Annotated in this window: 13 protein-coding genes; 5 read left to right on the top strand and 8 right to left on the bottom strand. The window is 60.9% G+C overall.

The window, feature by feature from the left end; all coding sequences use genetic code 11:
- The first annotated feature begins 145 nt into the window (after window positions 1–145).
- A complete protein-coding gene (locus ACOKS3_RS23315) occupies window positions 146–4,312 on the top strand; it encodes an NEL-type E3 ubiquitin ligase domain-containing protein (RefSeq protein ID WP_422764499.1) in 4,167 nt (1,388 codons plus the stop codon).
- Window positions 4,313–4,316: 4 nt separating this feature from the next.
- Here ACOKS3_RS23315 and glpD read toward each other — a convergent pair whose 3' ends face one another.
- From glpD to ACOKS3_RS23295, 4 genes are all read right to left on the bottom strand, one after another.
- Complete coding sequence (gene glpD / locus ACOKS3_RS23310) at window positions 4,317–5,855, bottom strand: glycerol-3-phosphate dehydrogenase (RefSeq protein WP_103449400.1); 1,539 nt, start codon at window positions 5,853–5,855, stop codon at window positions 4,317–4,319.
- A 174-nt stretch (window positions 5,856–6,029) separates the two neighbouring features.
- Window positions 6,030–6,785: a DNA-binding transcriptional repressor GlpR gene (gene glpR, locus ACOKS3_RS23305; RefSeq protein WP_422764498.1), complete on the bottom strand. Its 756-nt coding sequence runs from the start codon at window positions 6,783–6,785 to the stop codon at window positions 6,030–6,032.
- Window positions 6,786–6,886: 101 nt separating this feature from the next.
- Window positions 6,887–8,386 carry a glycerol kinase GlpK gene (gene glpK / locus ACOKS3_RS23300; RefSeq protein ID WP_103449402.1) on the bottom strand — a complete coding sequence of 500 codons (1,500 nt, stop codon included), beginning with the start codon at window positions 8,384–8,386 and terminating at the stop codon, window positions 6,887–6,889.
- 41 nt (window positions 8,387–8,427) lie between these two features.
- A complete protein-coding gene (locus ACOKS3_RS23295; protein ID WP_103449403.1) occupies window positions 8,428–9,279 on the bottom strand; it encodes an MIP/aquaporin family protein in 852 nt (283 codons plus the stop codon).
- A gap of 302 nt (window positions 9,280–9,581) precedes the next feature.
- On the opposite strand from ACOKS3_RS23295, the gene ybaK reads away from it, so the two are divergent.
- Window positions 9,582–10,052, top strand: coding sequence for a Cys-tRNA(Pro) deacylase (gene ybaK, locus ACOKS3_RS23290; protein ID WP_103449404.1), 471 nt, complete (start codon window positions 9,582–9,584; stop codon window positions 10,050–10,052).
- A gap of 37 nt (window positions 10,053–10,089) precedes the next feature.
- On the opposite strand, the gene ACOKS3_RS23285 is transcribed toward ybaK, so the two are convergent.
- Both ACOKS3_RS23285 and argF read right to left on the bottom strand, forming a co-directional pair.
- Complete coding sequence (locus ACOKS3_RS23285) at window positions 10,090–11,199, bottom strand: ABC transporter ATP-binding protein (RefSeq protein ID WP_422764497.1); 1,110 nt, start codon at window positions 11,197–11,199, stop codon at window positions 10,090–10,092.
- The gene (gene argF / locus ACOKS3_RS23280; protein WP_060512706.1) at window positions 11,196–12,116 is read right to left on the bottom strand and encodes an ornithine carbamoyltransferase; all 921 of its coding nucleotides are present in this window, start codon (window positions 12,114–12,116) and stop codon (window positions 11,196–11,198) included. Before argF ends, ACOKS3_RS23285 begins: the two co-directional genes overlap by 4 nt.
- Before the next feature lie 383 nt (window positions 12,117–12,499).
- On the opposite strand from argF, the gene ACOKS3_RS23275 reads away from it, so the two are divergent.
- Window positions 12,500–14,608: a molybdopterin-dependent oxidoreductase gene (locus ACOKS3_RS23275; RefSeq protein ID WP_422764496.1), complete on the top strand. Its 2,109-nt coding sequence runs from the start codon at window positions 12,500–12,502 to the stop codon at window positions 14,606–14,608.
- Window positions 14,609–14,699: 91 nt separating this feature from the next.
- Window positions 14,700–15,035: a Grx4 family monothiol glutaredoxin gene (grxD, locus tag ACOKS3_RS23270; RefSeq protein WP_103449407.1), complete on the top strand. Its 336-nt coding sequence runs from the start codon at window positions 14,700–14,702 to the stop codon at window positions 15,033–15,035.
- Window positions 15,036–15,093: 58 nt separating this feature from the next.
- On the opposite strand, the gene bfr is transcribed toward grxD, so the two are convergent.
- Window positions 15,094–15,567, bottom strand: a complete 474-nt coding sequence (gene bfr, locus ACOKS3_RS23265) for a bacterioferritin (protein WP_003258014.1) — start codon at window positions 15,565–15,567, stop codon at window positions 15,094–15,096.
- 201 nt (window positions 15,568–15,768) lie between these two features.
- Window positions 15,769–15,990, bottom strand: a complete 222-nt coding sequence (locus ACOKS3_RS23260; RefSeq protein ID WP_027918972.1) for a bacterioferritin-associated ferredoxin — start codon at window positions 15,988–15,990, stop codon at window positions 15,769–15,771.
- A 214-nt stretch (window positions 15,991–16,204) separates the two neighbouring features.
- Here ACOKS3_RS23260 and ACOKS3_RS23255 point away from each other — a divergent pair, with 214 nt between their 5' ends.
- The gene (locus tag ACOKS3_RS23255) at window positions 16,205–16,807 is read left to right on the top strand and encodes a peroxiredoxin (protein ID WP_027918971.1); all 603 of its coding nucleotides are present in this window, start codon (window positions 16,205–16,207) and stop codon (window positions 16,805–16,807) included.
- Window positions 16,808–16,844 lie beyond the last annotated feature (37 nt).

Here is a 16,844-nt window from a genome sequence, read left to right as displayed (position 1 = left end):
TTGCAGATAATTCTTCGGCTTTCCGAATGAAGTTTCTGGTGGTGTTCGGTTATCCGAATGAGTGGGTCTGGACATTGACCTATTTACCACCGCTGAGCCGGACGAATGTCTTGTGCTGTCGTCTTTCAGAACAGGAGACACAGTCATGGCATCTGCCAACAGCATCCCGTCAACTTCCGTCGATCATCTGATCGCAAGACAGCTTCCCGAGTGGGTCACCAACGCCAAGTCGGACGACCTTGCCGCGTACCATCAAGCGTTGCGTTCCCAGCAGGACGCAGCAGATTCCCTGAAGCGATTGCTCGGTCATATTCCGGACATCGTGGCCTTCGCCATTCCTCTTTTGAGCGATGCACTGTTTGCAGAGGGGCTTGGTCATGTTGACCCGCAATTCGCCCACGTGGTCGTCACGGAAGAGTTTCCGCTGCCTTCGGCCGCGGAAAAACTGTACCAGCCCAAAATCTCGTACTCCACGCGGCAAACCCTGCTGTCCGCCGCACTGCATAACTTCGAAGCGCACGAAGCCGAGCCGTGGCTGTTACGCAAGGCGCATCTGGTTGGCCAGAAGGGCGAGCTGTTGGCCATGACATTCGAGCAATATGTTCGTCTGTGCCGAACGCTGGACATTGGCGGCAGATACCAGGCGCTTCTCAAGGCGGTATTGCAACCTCGGTCGGGCCGTGGTCAGCCTGAGCAGCACGCTGGTGAGGCCGTGGCAAGGATGTTTGCCGATGGCGTGAAAACTCGCCTGCGCGCTTCGGTGTACGAAGGCAGGCTCAAAGGCCTGCTGGATGGGCATGATGTGCAGCGGCTTCAGGCGCTTGTCGAAGAACCGCTTCGACCGATAGCGGCTGAAGGGAGATGGTTACCTCGCCAACTGTATCTGTTGGGCAAATGCGTGGTCGGGGTCATCACCTTGGAGTGGCGCCCGAATGCCGATGAGGACACCGACGAGATCATGCTCTGGATACCCGGAGATCCGGAAAAGAGCCTGCGCTTTTACGACTCATGGGATGCACTTTACAGTGACCTGGCGCAGCGCTTGCTCAAGCGGCAATTTCGCACCTTTTTCCGCCGGTTTATCAAGGCACAGGATAGCGTTGCCTTCTACACGTCGCTATCAGCGTTGTTGGCGGCACGCAAGCCGGGCGAGGTCGTGCAGCTGGACGGGCGCCATTTGCCAATCGATGGCAGTGTGTTTACGCATGTGCAAGTTTTGCTGGTCGCCAAACTCTTTGGTGATGCCGCCCATCTCGCGGTGCCGACGGATGTCGAGGACCGCCTGAGCAGGCACAGGCGCTTGCGGGAAATGATCGCTGCAGGCATGGACCTGGTTGGGCTGGCTGCTTTCGTGGTACCGGGGTTGGGTGAGCTGATGCTGGTGGTCAGCGCGGCGCAACTGCTGGATGAAGTCTATGAGGGCTATCAGGACTGGCGACTCGGTGACCGCCAGGGAGCGCTGGATCATCTTTTCTCCGTTGCACAGGGCCTGGTACTTGCGGGTACCACGGCGGGGGCCTTACACGTGCTGAAGCGGGTTTCGTTGGTAGATGCGTTGGCACCCAAGGTAGTGGCAGAAGACAGTTTGAGGCTGGTCAGAAACCCTTTCTACCCTCCCGCCGAGGGCCGTGCCCTGGCGTTTCTCGAGCAATGGGAAAGCGGCGATCTTGCAGGTTTGCTATGGAGTGATGCCGACAAGCTGCTGGATGTCACCGGTTACCATCAAGATCAACTTCGCCGCTTGCACCTCGAACATGCCCCGCCTCCTGCGCGATTGCTCGACATGCAGGAGCGCATCCGGCTCCATGAAGCATCACCGTCACTACGCGGTGCGGCCTTCGAAGAGGCGTTGCAGGCATTGCGTCCCACAGCTACCGATGACCAAGAGAAGCTCATACGGGCTTTCACGGGCCTGTCTCCTCGCGGCGCTCAGGAGATCATCGAGCACAGCAATTCTTCCCAGCTGCACATGCTGCGGAGCACTGATCGCGTGCCATTGGCAATGGCCGAGCGAGCCAGATGGTACCTGCGGGACAGTCGGCTCGATCAAGCCGCACTGGGCATCCGTTTGCCTGGCCTGACCAACGCTGATACTGAGCAGTTGATCATGGCTTTGATCGAGCGCAAGGCACCGTGGCCAGCGAATTCGGGCATTGAGTTGCGAGTCGGTCATCGACTGGGGCGCCTGTTGTATTCAAGCGAAGGCAAGGCAACTGGCCAGGTGCACACCATCGTCAGGTCTGAACAGGGCTACTTGCTGACTGATGCAGTGGCAGGTGATCTGGCCCGTGCCGATCAGCCCCTGCTCAGCGTGGTCCTGCAATGCCTGGATCAAGATCAAAAAGCCAGACTGGGTGGGCCAACGCTGCAGTCCAGGCAGCTGCGCACCCTGTTGCTCGAGACGGTCGTTCAGGATCGTGAGCGCGCTGCAACGCTGATCGGCCTGAAGCCGATCGGTGCCCATGTGCGGCCACCCAGGCGTTTTGCCGATGGTCGGCTGGGCTATCCGCTAAGTGGCGGTGGTGAAAGCAGCCGGCAAGCAATCAGGCAAGGCATTCATCAGATATTCCCGACGCTTAGCGAGTTGCAGCTTGATGCTTATCTCGACAGCGTGAGCCAGCGTGGTGAAAACCTGTGGAACCATTATCTGCTGCTGCAACGACAGCTCTCGGCGTTGCGTGAGGGGCTGCGGCAATGGCAGGCCGACTGGCAGTCGCCGATCGATGCCATTCGCCGTCGCCGTGTTGCCGACACACTGCGGCGTAGCTGGCGGCGCAAACTGGTGGATGATAACGAGCAGTACGAGTTGTGTATCGATGGCGAGCAGGTGGGGCAGCTGCCAAGCTTGCCAGCGGGTATCGACTACGCCCATGTGCGCCGGCTGACGCTGCGCAACATGCGGCTACAGGCTATCGATCCGCAGTTTCTCGCGCTGTTCCCCAACGTTGTCGACCTGGATCTCAGTGGCAACCGTCTCAGTGGTATTCCTGAGGGGATCGAAGGCATGGGACAACTTCGGCGCGTCAATCTGGGGAACAACCAGATCGAGCTGGATGACTCGGGCAGCCGCCGTTTGGCTCGACTGACGCGTCTTGATACGCTGATTCTCAGTTACAACCCGCTCAATGGCATGCCAGACCTCTCTGTCCTGCCCCATGTGCGTGACATCCGTCTGCGGTCGACCGGGCAGGTGGACATCGGCCAGATTCACCAGAACGTGGCCTTGCGGGCTCATATTGATCTTCGAGATAACCGGATAAGCCAGTTGCACAGGGAAGTGCGTGGCTTGCGCCTGCGCCTGCAGCGCTTGAACCTGCACGAGAATCCGTTGAGCGAAGGCAGCGCCCAGTTCCTGGATGAAGCCCGTGGCGTTGCCGAGGCAGGGGGGCGGGGTAGTGCATCCTATACCCATGAGGCACTGGATGATGGCATTCGACAGACGTGGGTGGCCTCCGATGATCCCCTGCTGCGCGCCCAACGCGAGCAAAGCTGGAATCGCCTGGTGGAGGAGCCAGGCTCTGCTGGTCTGTTCCGCTTCCTCGCCGACTTTGTCGACACCGAGGATTTTGCGACCCATCCCGCCTACTTCAGGCATCGCATATGGCGCATTCTCGATGCTTGCGAGCACAATGAAGCGCTCCGTGAACAGCTGTTCCGTGAAGCCGACGGGCCGCGAAGCTGCGAAGACCGTCTGCTGTTGATGCTCAATCAGATGGAGGTGGGCATGCTTGCTTTCGAGGGCATCGAGGGGGTGCCGGTGGCGCTGAGGGAAAACCGCTTGCTACGCCTGGGGCGGCAATTGCACCGTCTGGACCTGCTGGATGACATCGCCAACGCACACGTGCGGCGCATGCTCCGCGAAGGCCTGCGCAGGGTCGATGAAATCGAGGTGCGACTGTACTACCGATCACGTTTGGCGGGCGCGCTCGACTTGCCAGTGGTGCCCGATGCAATGCATTTTGCCTCGTTCGCACAGGTTTCGTTGGCCGACCTCAGTCGTGCCGAACTGGAGGTGTTGCGCGCCGATACCGCCGTCGCCATGCTGGATGCCTTGGCAGAGCGCCCATTTTGGCAGAGCTACCTTCGCGAAACCTTTGCGCAGCGTTTCGAGGCGCTGGCGGCGAGCTACCACGAGCGTCTCGAGGTGCTGGAAGAGCAGGCCAGGGCCGGCCAGGAAAGCGATTATGATGTGCAAGCGAGGACCTTGATGCACCAGCTTGCACAGGAGGAATCGACACTGATGCGCAGCCTTACCACGGAGGCGTGGGCACGGTCACGCTACGCCTCTCATGAACACTTGATGCCTGTCTGAGTGTTCAGGCAGCCTGGGTGCGAGCCTGATCGTGCTCACGCTGCTTGAGGTAGTCCCTCAGCACCTGCTGTTCGCTATCGCTGGTGAACAACCCCAGCTTGGTGCGGCGCCACAGGATGTCTTCGGCGTCGCACGCCCATTCTTCATTGCACAGGTATTCGACTTCGCGACCGAACAAGCCGCCGCCAATCGGCTGGCCCAGATCTTCGGGGCCATGCACGCCATCGAGCAAGCGCCAGACGCGGCTGCCGTAGGTAACCGCCCAGCGTTTGGCAATATCCACGGGCAACCATCCGCACCGCGCCAGAATGGCATCGCTCAGGGCCTGGGCTGTGGTCATGTTCTCGCCCCCGGGCAACGCAGCGTCAGCGGTCCAGCTTCCGCGCATCTGGGTGAAGAAGGGCTTGAGTTCGCCCATGGCCGATTCCGCCAGCTTGCGGTAGGTGGTCAGCTTGCCACCGAATACCGAGAGCAATGGCGCCTGGCCTTCACCGGCAGACAGCGCCAAGGTGTAATCGCGGGTGACCGCCGAGGGGTTGTCCGACTCGTCGTTGCACAGTGGGCGAACGCCAGAGTAAGTATGAAGGATATCGCTGCGGCTGATCTGGTGATTGAAGTGGGCATTGACGACTTTCAGCAGATAGTCGGTTTCCTGTTCGGTGATCGTCACCATGGCCGGGTCGCCGCTGTACTCGCGGTCGGTGGTGCCGATCAGCGTGAAGCGGTCCAGATACGGGATGCAGAAGACGATGCGCTGGTCTTCGTTTTGCAAGATGTAGGCGTGTTCGCCTTCGTACAGGCGCGGCACGATGATATGGCTGCCCTGGATCAGGCGAATGCCGTAAGGAGCATCAAGCTTGAGGTCGTCCTTGATGAAGCTGGCGACCCATGGGCCGGCGGCATTGACCAAGGCGCGGGCACGAATGCTCTGCAGGCTGCCATCGGCGTGCTGCAACTCCACTTGCCACAGGCCATCTACGCGCTCGGCGCGCAGGCAGCGGGTACGGGTGCGGATGTGCGCGCCGTGTTCACGTGCCGCCATGGCGTTCAGCACCACCAGACGGGCGTCGTCCACCGCGCAGTCAGCGTATTCGAAACCGCGGGTGATCGCCGGCTTGAGCGGGTAGCCCGGGCCGAAGCGCAGGCTGCGCGAGGCCCCCAGGCGCTTGCGTTTGCCCAGGTGATCGTACAGAAACAGGCCGGCACGGATCATCCAGGTCGGACGCAGGTGCGGGCGGTGAGGCAGCACGAAGCGCATTGGCTTGACGATGTGCGGGGCCTTGGCCAGCAGCACTTCACGCTCGGCCAGCGCCTCACGCACCAGGCGGAATTCGTAGTGTTCCAGGTAGCGCAGGCCACCGTGGATCAATTTGCTGCTGGCCGACGAGGTGTGCCGGGCCAAGTCGTCCTTCTCACAGAGGAATACCTTGAGGCCACGGCCGGCGGCGTCTGCAGCGATGCCCACACCATTGATGCCACCGCCGATCACGGCGAGGTCGTAGCAGTCGGCGACTGGGGACTGGGACGAAACGGGCTGGGACACGGGCAAGGCCTCCTGGGGCTGTTCACATCGAATATGAACATTAATGTTCGTTTTCGAAAATACTAGCGCAACAGAAAGCCGGTCGCCAGTCAGTCTTTATAGAAAAAACTGATCAGATGACAATAAAGTGAACATTTACGAAAATCACGGGCCTGTTGAAGGCCCGTCGCGGGGTCAGACCACCTCGAGGCGGATCTTGTACTGGTTCAGCAGTTGGGTGAGGGCAGGGGTAGGTGCCTGGTCGGTCACCAGGCAATCGACCAGGCTGATTGAGCCGAGGCGTACCATGGCGTTGCGCCCGAACTTGCTGGAGTCGGCGGCAAGCACCACCTGGCGCGCATTGGCGATGATCGCCTGGGAAACCCGTACTTCCTGATAATCGAAATCGAGCAGGCTGCCGTCTTCATCGATGCCGCTGATGCCGACCAGGGCGAAATCGACCTTGAACTGGTTGATGAAGTCGACGCTGGCCTGGCCAACCACGCCGCCATCGCGGCGTACCGTGCCACCGGCTACCAGCACTTCGAAATCGTCCTTGGCCGCGAGGATTGCGGCCACGTGAAGGTTGTTGGTGATGACTTTGAGGTGATTGTGGTTGAGCAGTGCCCGGGCTATCGATTCGGTAGTGGTACCGATGTTGATGAACAGCGACGCATGGTCGGGAATCTGCAGCGCAATGGCTTCGGCAATACGCTGCTTCTCGTCGCGCATCTGGTCGGCGCGCATGGCGTAGGCGGTGTTCTCGATGCTCGAGTCATAGGCAGCACCGCCGTGGTAGCGGCGCAGCAGATTGAGCTCGGCGAGTTGGTTGATGTCGCGGCGGATGGTTTGTGGCGTGACGACGAACAGCTGCGCCATTTCTTCGATACTGACGTAGCCGCGGTCGCGCACCAGTTCGAGGATTTGTTGTTGGCGTGGGGGCAGATTCATGGGCGGTCCTTTGGGGCTGCCGGACAAATTCTGCAATGATGCCGTAGGATGGGGACTACGGCCAGTAGACGATGGGGGCCGCATCGCGGCCCCCTTGTGTGTTACGCCTCGTGATCTTCCCAGTCACGGGTGCGGTCGACGGCCTTCTTCCAGCCGGCATAGAGCTTCTCTTTTTGCGCCTCATCCAGCTGTGGGCTGAACTCGCGCTCGATGATTGCCTTGTCGCGCAGCTCTTCCAGGCCGCTCCAGAAGCCACAGGCCAGGCCTGCCAGGTATGCGGCGCCGAGGGCGGTGGTCTCGCGCATTTTCGGGCGCTCAACGCAGGTGCCGAGGATGTCGGCCTGGAACTGCATGAGGAAGTTGTTGGCCACCGCACCGCCGTCAACGCGCAGCTCCGACAGACGTTCGCCGCAGTCCTGCTGCATGGCGTCGAGCACGTCGCGGGTCTGGTAGGCGATCGATTCCAGCGCGGCGCGAATGATGTGATCGACCTTCACGCCACGGGTCAGGCCGAACAGCGCGCCACGGGCATATGGGTCCCAGTACGGTGCCCCCAGGCCGGTGAAGGCGGGCACCAGGTACACGCCGTTGCTGTCCTTGACCTTGCTGGCGAAGTACTCCGTATCCAGCGCATCGTTGACGATTTTCAGCTCGTCACGCAGCCACTGCACGGTGGAGCCACCGTTGAAGACCGCGCCTTCCAGGGCATAGGCCACCTCGCCGCGCGGGCCGCAGGCAATGGTGGTGAGCAGGCCGTGGGAGGAGTTCACTGCCTTGTCGCCGGTATTCATCAGCAGGAAGCAGCCGGTGCCATAGGTATTCTTGGCCTGGCCCGGTTCCACGCACATCTGGCCGAACAGCGCCGACTGCTGGTCGCCGGCGATACCGGCGATGGCGATGCCGCTCTTGGTATGGCCGTACACTTCCGATGACGAGCGCACTTCAGGCAGCATCTGCCGCGGGATGCCGAGGATTTCCAGCAGTTTGTCGTCCCACTGCAGGCTGTGGATGTTGAACATAAGCGTGCGCGAGGCGTTGGTGTAGTCGGTGACATGCACCTTGCCGCCGGAGAACTTCCAGATCAGCCAGGTATCGATGGTGCCGAACAGCAGCTCGCCGCGCTCGGCGCGTTCGCGGGCACCTTCGACATTGTCGAGGATCCACTTCAGCTTGGTGCCGGAGAAGTACGGGTCGGTGACCAGGCCGGTGGCTTCGCGGATGTAGTCTTCATGGCCATCACGCTTGAGCTGGGCACAGATCTCGGTGCTGCGGCGGCACTGCCAGACGATGGCGTTGTACACCGGGCGGCCGGTTTCCTTGTCCCACACCACGGTGGTTTCACGCTGGTTGGTGATGCCCAGTGCGGCAACCTGGGCATGGCTGATACCGGCCTGGGCCAGGGCCTCGACCATGGTCGCGCTCTGGGTGGCGAAGATCTCCATCGGGTCATGCTCGACCCAGCCAGCTTGCGGGTAGTGTTGGGCGAACTCGCGCTGCGAGGTGCCGACCACATTGGCATCGCGGTCGAAGATGATCGCCCGCGAGCTGGTGGTGCCCTGGTCCAGGGCGATGATGTAGTTCTTATCCTGGGTGTCTGTCATGGTCGTAGGCCTTGCATAAAGAGGAGTTCAGGGCGTCAGCATCAGCTGGCTTGGGTATCGCCCTGGCGATTGTCGGTTTTCTCGGCGCTTGTGTTTTGCGCCGTCGGCAGGTTGCGGCCGATCAGGCCGCGATAGGTCGCAGCCCCCAGGCAAGCGCCGAGGATCGGTGCGAACATCGGAACCAGGAAATACGGAATGTCCCGACCGCCAGTGAAGGCGATTTCGCCCCAGCCAGCCAGGAAGGTCATCAATTTGGGGCCGAAATCGCGGGCCGGGTTCATCGCAAAACCGGTCAGCGGGCCCATGGCACTGCCAATCACGGCGATCAACAGGCCAATCAGCAGCGGGGCCATGGCGCCGCGCGGCAGGCCGTTGTTGTCATCGGTCAGGGCCATGATCACGGCCATCAGGATCGCGGTGATCACCACTTCGACCAGGAACGCCTGGCCAGTGGACAGCGACGGGTGCGGATACGTCGAGAATACCGAGGCCAGTTCCAGGCTTTCGGTGCTGCCACGCAGCATGGCGTGGGCCTGTTCGAAATCGAAGAACAGGTTGCTGTAGAGCGTGTAAACGAGTGCGGCGCCACAAAATGCACCGCAGACCTGGGCGAGTGCATAGAACGGCAGCTTGCGCTTGTCGAAGCCGGCGAACAGGGTGAGCGCGATGCTCACGGCCGGGTTCAGGTGCGCGCCGGAAATGCCAGCGGTGAGGTAGATCGCCATGCTGACGCCGACACCCCAGATGATGCTGATTTCCCAGAGGCCGAAGCTGGCGCCAGCGACCTTTAGCGCGGCAACGCAACCGGTGCCGAAGAAAATCAGCAAGGCGGTGCCGAGAAACTCGGCCAGGCATTGGCTGGACAGTGTGGGTTCGCGTAGAGCAGTCGTCATGTATGACCTCGTTGTTTTTGTTGTGAGGCGCGAAGCGCTCGACAGCAAAGCCTGGTGTCTATCCCCATTGACCCCAGGCGGGTGTTAAGAAGCGCACCTAAAAAGGGCACCATTTATTCAGAAACGAAAAAATATAGACAAGAAACGCTGATGTCAAAGGTCGAAAGTGAACGGGTAGTCACGTTTTGGTCGCCTGTTTCAAAGGCTGATGCCCGTCGTAGAGGGCTGCGTCAGCCATTGGCTGGCTGGGATGGAGGAATTGCCCTAAAGTAGCCGCGACCTGTCCCAGACCGGAGCACTGCATGACCCCCGCACTCGACCTGTTGAAAAGAGCCCGCGCTGAACATCGCGTGCATAGTTATGAACATGACCCCAAGTCGGCGTCATATGGGCTTGAGGCAGCGGAAAAACTCGGCCTCGAGCCACAGCAGGTGTTCAAGACCTTGCTGGCGAGCAGCGAGAAGGGCGAGTTGCTGGTGGCGGTGGTGCCGGTAGTAGGGACGCTGGACCTCAAGGCGCTGGCCCATGCGGCAGGCGTGAAGAAGTGCGAAATGGCCGACCCGGCAGCGGCTCAGCGGGCGACGGGCTATCTGGTGGGTGGGATCAGCCCTTTGGGGCAGAAGAAGCGCCTGCGCACCTTCATTGATGATTCTGCGCAGAATTTTGCAACCATCCATGTCAGCGCTGGACGGCGGGGGCTGGAGGTCGAGTTGGCGGCGACGGTGCTGGCCGAGCATACCCAGGGCAAATTTGCCGGGATTGGTAGAGGTTGAGATTGCCGGGGCTGCAAAGCAGCCCCAAAATCTTGAATCAGGTCGCCGAGCTGTAGCGGCGAACCCCGTTCTCCTGGCGCGCCGACTGCGTCGCGACACTGCCGGGCACCGGGAACAGCACCAGGTGGTCGGCCTTCACCGCAATCCCCACCTCCTCACCCAGCTGGTGGTCGATATGGCTCGGGAAGATCGCTTCGAGCTGGCTGCCAGTGGGCAACTGCAAACGGTACAGCGTCGATGCACCGAGGAAGCTCTTGCCGACGATGTTCGCTTGCAGCGCGCTGCTCGGGGCTGACACGATGTCATCGGGGCGCAACAGCACATCCACCGAGCTGCCTGGCGCCATGGTGTAGGCACGGTTGCCACGCAGCTCGCCCAACTCGGTATTGACCGCCTCATGGCTGCTCATCTGGCCGCGGATGAAGTAACCCTGGCCGACGAAACTGGCCACGAACGGCGTCTGCGGTTCGTGATACAGGTTATAGGGCGTATCCCACTGCTCCAGCCGGCCTTCCTTGAACACACCGACGTGATCGCTGACGGCAAACGCCTCTTCCTGGTCATGGGTCACCAGGATCGCACTGGTACCGCGGCTCTTGAGGATGTCGCGCACTTCGTGGCTGAGGCGCCGGCGCAGTTCCACGTCGAGGTTGGAGAACGGTTCGTCGAGCAGCAGCAGTTGTGGCTCAGGTGCCAGCGCGCGCGCCAGGGCGACACGCTGTTGCTGGCCACCCGACAGCTCGTGCGGGTAGCGCCCACCGAGGCCGCCAAGCTTGACCAGTTCGAGCATCTCTTCGATCACCTGCGCCTGGTTAGGGTGCTTGGCGATGCCGAAGGCGATGTTCTGCGCCACGGTCAGGTGCGGGAACAGGGCGTAGTCCTGAAACACCATGCCGATCCGGCGCTTCTCCGGGGCCAGGGTGAAGCCGGCGCGGGAGATGACCTCGCCGGCCAGCTGGATTTCACCTTCGTGCACTGGCTCGAAACCGGCGATGGCGCGCAGGGTGGTGGTCTTGCCGCAACCCGATGAGCCCAGCAGGCAACCGATGTCGCCTGCGTTCAGGTGCAGGTTGAGGTTCTGGACGATGCGCTGCTCGCCGTAGCCGCAGGCGAGGTTGCGCAGGTTGAGCAGTAGGGGTTGACTCATGCGTGGTGGTAAGCCGGTTCGACAAGGAATTCGAGAAGGGCCTTCTGTGCATGCAAGCGGTTTTCAGCCTGGTCCCAAGCGACCGAACGAGGGTCGTCGAGCAGGTCATGGCTGATTTCCTCGCCCCGGTGGGCGGGCAGGCAGTGCATGAACAGGGCGTCGGGTGCCGCCAGGTCGAGCAGTGCGCGGGTGACCTGGTAAGGCGCGAAATGCGCAAGGCGCCGTGCAGTTTCCTCTTCCTGACCCATGGAAGTCCAGACATCCGTGGTCACCAGGTGTGCGCCACGCACAGCTTCCTGCGGATCGCGGATGATCTGCACGTGATCGCCACCCAGAGCCATGAAGCGTGGATCGGGCTCATAGCCTTCCGGGCAGGCGATGCGCAGTTGGAAGTCGAACTGCTTGGCCGCTTCGATGTACGAGTTGCACATGTTGAAGCCGTCGCCGATCCAGGCCACGGTCTTGCCCTGGATCGAGCCGCGGTGCTCGAGGAAGGTCTGCATGTCTGCCAGCAACTGGCAGGGGTGCGATTCGTCGGACAGGGCGTTGATCACCGGCACGCGGGATTTGGCGGCAAATTCGGTCAGGGTGCTATGGGCGTGGGTACGGATCATCACTACGTCGAGCATGCTCGACAGCACGATGGCGCTGTCACCGATCGGCTCGCCGCGGCCCAGCTGGGTGTCCCGAGGCGAGAGGAAGATTGCCTGGCCACCGAGCTGGATCATGCCGGCTTCGAACGACACACGGGTACGGGTCGAGGACTTCTCGAAGATCATGCCCAGCACGCGGTTCTTCAGGGGCTCGAACAGCACGCCGCGCTTGCGCAGGTCCTTCAGCTCGATGCCTCGGCGGATCACACCGAGCAATTCGTCGGTGGTGAAATCCAGCAGGGAGAGAAAGTGCCTAGCGCTCATGATTGACTACCTTATCTGCAACGGTATGCAGGTCGACCGTATGGTTTTTTTTGACAACGGGAGTGACCTGCGGCGTAAGCCGCACGGGGCGGACGAAATGGGGGAAGGCGCAATACTATAATTAAATGTCGCCTGAAACCAAGAGGGGAAACAGCAGCTCGTTCTTAAGATGTTGCAAAGGGTGTCGTATCCCTTGCGCCCGTGCTGTTTTTTATTTGCTACAGAAGGTTGTACACGGCTTGCTGGCAATTTGGCAAATGGCTGTCGCGAATCGTGCGCCTGATGTCGCGGGATTCACGGCGCGAAGCGCGCTGGCAGCCGCTAGGGCTGCGGCGCATAGTCATTGCTCGACGACTCCTTACGACAACGAGGCAGAGGCAGCCATGACCAAGACCCTGCATCACCGTGCCTGTCACCTGTGCGAAGCGATCTGCGGCTTGAACATAGAAGTCAGCCACGAAGACGACGGGCGGGCGCTGATCAGCTCGATCAAGGGCGACCCTGATGACCCTTTCAGTCGGGGTCATATTTGCCCCAAGGCGGTGGCCCTGCAGGACATCCAGAACGACCCGGACCGCCTGCGCCAGCCCCACCGTCGGGTAGGGCGCAAGTGGCAACCGATCGGCTGGGACGAGGCTTTTGCCTTGGCTGCCGAAAAGCTGTGGGCAGTTCAGCAGGCCTACGGGCGCAATGCCGTGGCGGTCTATCAAGGCAACCCCAGCGTCCACAACTATGGGCTGATGACCCACAGCAATTACTTCCTCGGCCTGCTCAAGACCCGAAACCGCTTCTCCGCCACCTCGGTCGACCAGTTGCCGCAGCACCTGACCAGCCACTTGATGTACGGCCACGGCCTGCTGTTGCCGATTCCGGATATCGACCACACCGACTTCATGCTCATCCTCGGCGGCAATCCGCTGGCCTCCAATGGCAGCATCATGACCGTACCCGACGTGGAAAAGCGCTTGAAAGCCCTGCGCGGGCGAGGAGGGCGCCTGGTGGTGGTCGATCCCCGGCGCAGCGAAACCGCCGCCATGGCCGATCGCCATCTGTTCATCCGGCCCGGTGGCGATGCAGCTTTGCTGTGTGGCCTGCTCAACACCCTGTTTGATGAAGACCTCGCGCGAGGTTCGCATTTGCCGGTCAGCGGCCTGCAGCACATTCGCGAAGCGATCCTGCCGTTCAGCGCAGAGGCGATGAGTGCACACTGCGGCGTTGCCGCCACCCAGATACGCCAGCTGGCGCGGGATTTCGCTGCTGCAGACAAGGCAGTCTGCTATGGGCGCATGGGCGTTTCGACCCAGACGTTCGGCACGCTGTGTCACTGGCTGGTGCAACTGATCAACCTGGTGACCGGCAACCTTGATCGAGAGGGTGGGGCGCTGTGTACCGAGCCTGCGGTCGATCTGGTGGCGACCACGTCAGGTGGCCATTTCAATGCCTGGCAGAGCCGGGTTTCGGGCTTGCCGGAGTACGCTGGCGAACTGCCGGTGGCGGCCCTGGCCGAGGAGATGCTGACCCCGGGAGAGGGCCAGGTGCGCGCCCTGGTGACGGTTGCCGGCAATCCGGTGCTGTCCACGCCCAATGGTCGGCAGCTGGATGCGGCCCTGGACGGGCTGGAGTTCATGCTCAGCATCGACCTCTATATCAATGAAACCACCCGCCACGCCGACCTGATCCTGCCTTCGACTTCGGCGCTGGAGAACGACCATTACGACAGCACCTTCAACCTGCTGGCCGTACGCAATGTGACCCGTTTCAATCGTGCCATCCTGGCCAAGCCCGAGGGCGCCCTGCACGACTGGGAGATTTTCGTCGGCCTCGCGCAGGCGCTCGCCAAGCGTGCCGAGCTGGAACTGAAACCGACCTGGCCGCCAGCACAGATGATCGACCTGGCTCTGCGCAAGGGGCGCTATGGCGAAGCCAGCGCCTGGAAGCTCTCGCTGCAGGCGCTGGACGAGCACCCTCACGGACTCGACCTGGGGCCGCTGCGTGCCAACCTGGCGACTCGTCTGGCAACCGCCAGCAAAACCGTCGAGGCGGCGCCGCAGGTGCTGCTGGATGACCTGCAGCGGTTGGCCCTGCAGGAACCTCCTGTGCCGGGGGAGTTGCTGCTGATCGGTCGCCGTCACGTGCGCAGTAACAATTCGTGGATGCACAACTTCCATCGCCTGGTCAAAGGCAAGCCGCGCCACCAACTGCTGATGCACCCGCAGGACCTGCAGCAACGGCAGTTGCAGGATGGGCAGCGGGTGCGTATCCGCTCGCGTACCGGCATGCTGGAGGTCGAGGTGCTGGCCTGTGAAGACATGATGCCTGGGGTGGTCAGCCTACCCCATGGCTTCGGCCATGGTCGCGAGGGTGTGCAGCTGCAGGTTGCCCAGGCGCAGGCGGGTGTCAGTGCCAACGACCTTACGGATGAGCGCCTGCGCGACGCGGTTTCCGGTAATGCTGCGCTCAATGGCGTGCCTGTGCAGGTCGAGGCCGCATGAGCAACGGTAAGGCCGAGCATGCTGCTCGGCTTTCCGATACAATGCGTCACCGTGCCGACGACCGCGTCGGAAAGTTCAGCTGAGGTGCTACATGGATATCATCGATACGATCAAAGAGCAGATTGCCAACAACACCATTCTGCTTTACATGAAAGGCTCGCCGAATGCCCCGCAGTGCGGGTTCTCGGCCAAGGCATCGCAAGCTGTGATGGGTTGCGGCGAGAAGTTCGCCTACGTCGACATCCTGCAGAACCCGGAAATCCGCGCCAACCTGCCAAAATACGCCAACTGGCCGACCTTCCCGCAACTGTGGGTAGCCGGCGAGCTGGTTGGCGGTAGCGACATCATGCTGGAAATGTTCGAGAAGGGTGAGCTGCAGACCCTGATCAAGGACGCCGCCGCCAAGGCCAAGGCTTCCGAAGCCTGATTATCAGGCAGCCATGAAAAAACCCGCTCAAGGCGGGTTTTTTCATGGGGCGAGAATCTTATTCTTCGCCCATCTGCGACTGCAGGTAATTCTCGATGCCGATCTTGTCGATCAGGCCCAGCTGGGTCTCCAGCCAGTCGATGTGCTCTTCCTCGGACTCGAGGATGTCTTCGAGCATGTCACGCGAGCCGAAGTCGCCGGCGGTTTCGCAGTGGGCGATGGCGGCTTTGAGGTCGACCAGGCCTTTCTGTTCGATCTTCAGGTCGCACTCGAGCATCTCTTTGGTGTGCTCGCCAATCAGCAGCTTGCCCAGGTCCTGAACGTTGGGAATGCCTTCGAGGAAGAGAATACGCTTGATCAGCTTGTCAGCGTGCTTCATCTCGTCGATGGATTCTTTGTACTCGTGCTTGCCGAGCTTGTTCAGGCCCCAATCTTCGTACATGCGCGCGTGCAGGAAGTACTGGTTGATCGCGACCAGCTCGTTTCCGAGGATCTTGTTGAGATGCTGGATGACGCTTACGTCGCCTTTCATGTCGGGTTCCTGCCCTGTAGAAGTGTGCCAATGCAGGGAAGTTTGAGCCTGTAACTGTGGGGTGTCAAACCTAAGTGTTTGAATAATAAGTGAAAATTAATAGGAATAAGAATGTTTGTGAACCGCGTTGGTACGCTAACTTATTGATATTCAGGCATAAAAAAACCGGACACGAGGTCCGGTTCATCGAATTCTGTAATATCAGGCAGCAGTAAATTCCACCGGATAGGGCAGGGCGGCGTGCTGGCTCACCTGCAATTCGGTGAGGGTTTCGCGGACCACCTGCTTGGCCAGGCAGGCACATTTGCCACACTGGCTGGCGACATTGGTCGCAGCTCGGACTTCCTTGTAACTGCAGCATCCTTCATAGATCGCATCGCGGATCTGTCCGTCGGTAACGCCGACACAAAGACACACATACATAAGGGCTGACCATCGCGGGTTGAGTCGATGGGTTGGAGCTTAATGTTAATGAGAATGCTTGTCAAAGGACTTTCTGAAAGGCCCGTGCTTGAGCGACCGACGGTTGCATTCGGCCTGTCACCACAAGCCGTGTATGATGGTCAGCCTTTGTTGGATGTCGGGCAAGCCTGCCTTGGCCCGGCAAACGGTTCTTCACCCTCATCAGGAGATTACAATGAGCGTACTCGTTGGCAAACAAGCCCCCGACTTCACCGTCCCAGCCGTCCTGGGCAATGGCGAAATCGTCGACAGCTTCAACCTGGCCTCGGCCATCAAGGGCAAGTACGGCCTGGTGTTCTTCTACCCACTGGACTTTACCTTCGTCTGCCCGTCCGAGCTGATCGCCCTGGACAACCGCATCCCTGACTTCCAGGCGCGCAACGTTGAAGTGATCGGCGTTTCGATCGACTCGCACTTCACCCACAACGCATGGCGTAACACCCCGGTCAACGCCGGCGGTATTGGCCAGGTCAAGTACACCCTGGCGGCCGACATCACCCACGAAATCTGCAAGGCCTACGACGTCGAGTCCGAAGGCGGCGTAGCCTTCCGTGGCGCCTTCCTGATCGACACCAACGGTGTAGTTCGTTCGCAGATCGTCAACGACCTGCCACTGGGCCGTAACATGGACGAACTGCTGCGTCTGGTTGACGCCCTGCAATTCCACGAAGAGCACGGCGAAGTCTGCCCTGCCAACTGGAAGAAAGGCGACCAGGGCATGACCGCTTCGCCAGAAGGCGTTGCTGCTTACCTGAGCGAGAACGCTGGCAAGCTGTAATTGCCACGCGCACAAAAAAACCGGCCCATGTGGCCGG

The organism is Pseudomonas sp. HS6-2 (genome assembly GCF_049325675.2).
Lineage (GTDB): Bacteria > Pseudomonadota > Gammaproteobacteria > Pseudomonadales > Pseudomonadaceae > Aquipseudomonas > Aquipseudomonas putida_N.
This window is presented reverse-complemented; position numbering and strand designations above follow the sequence as displayed.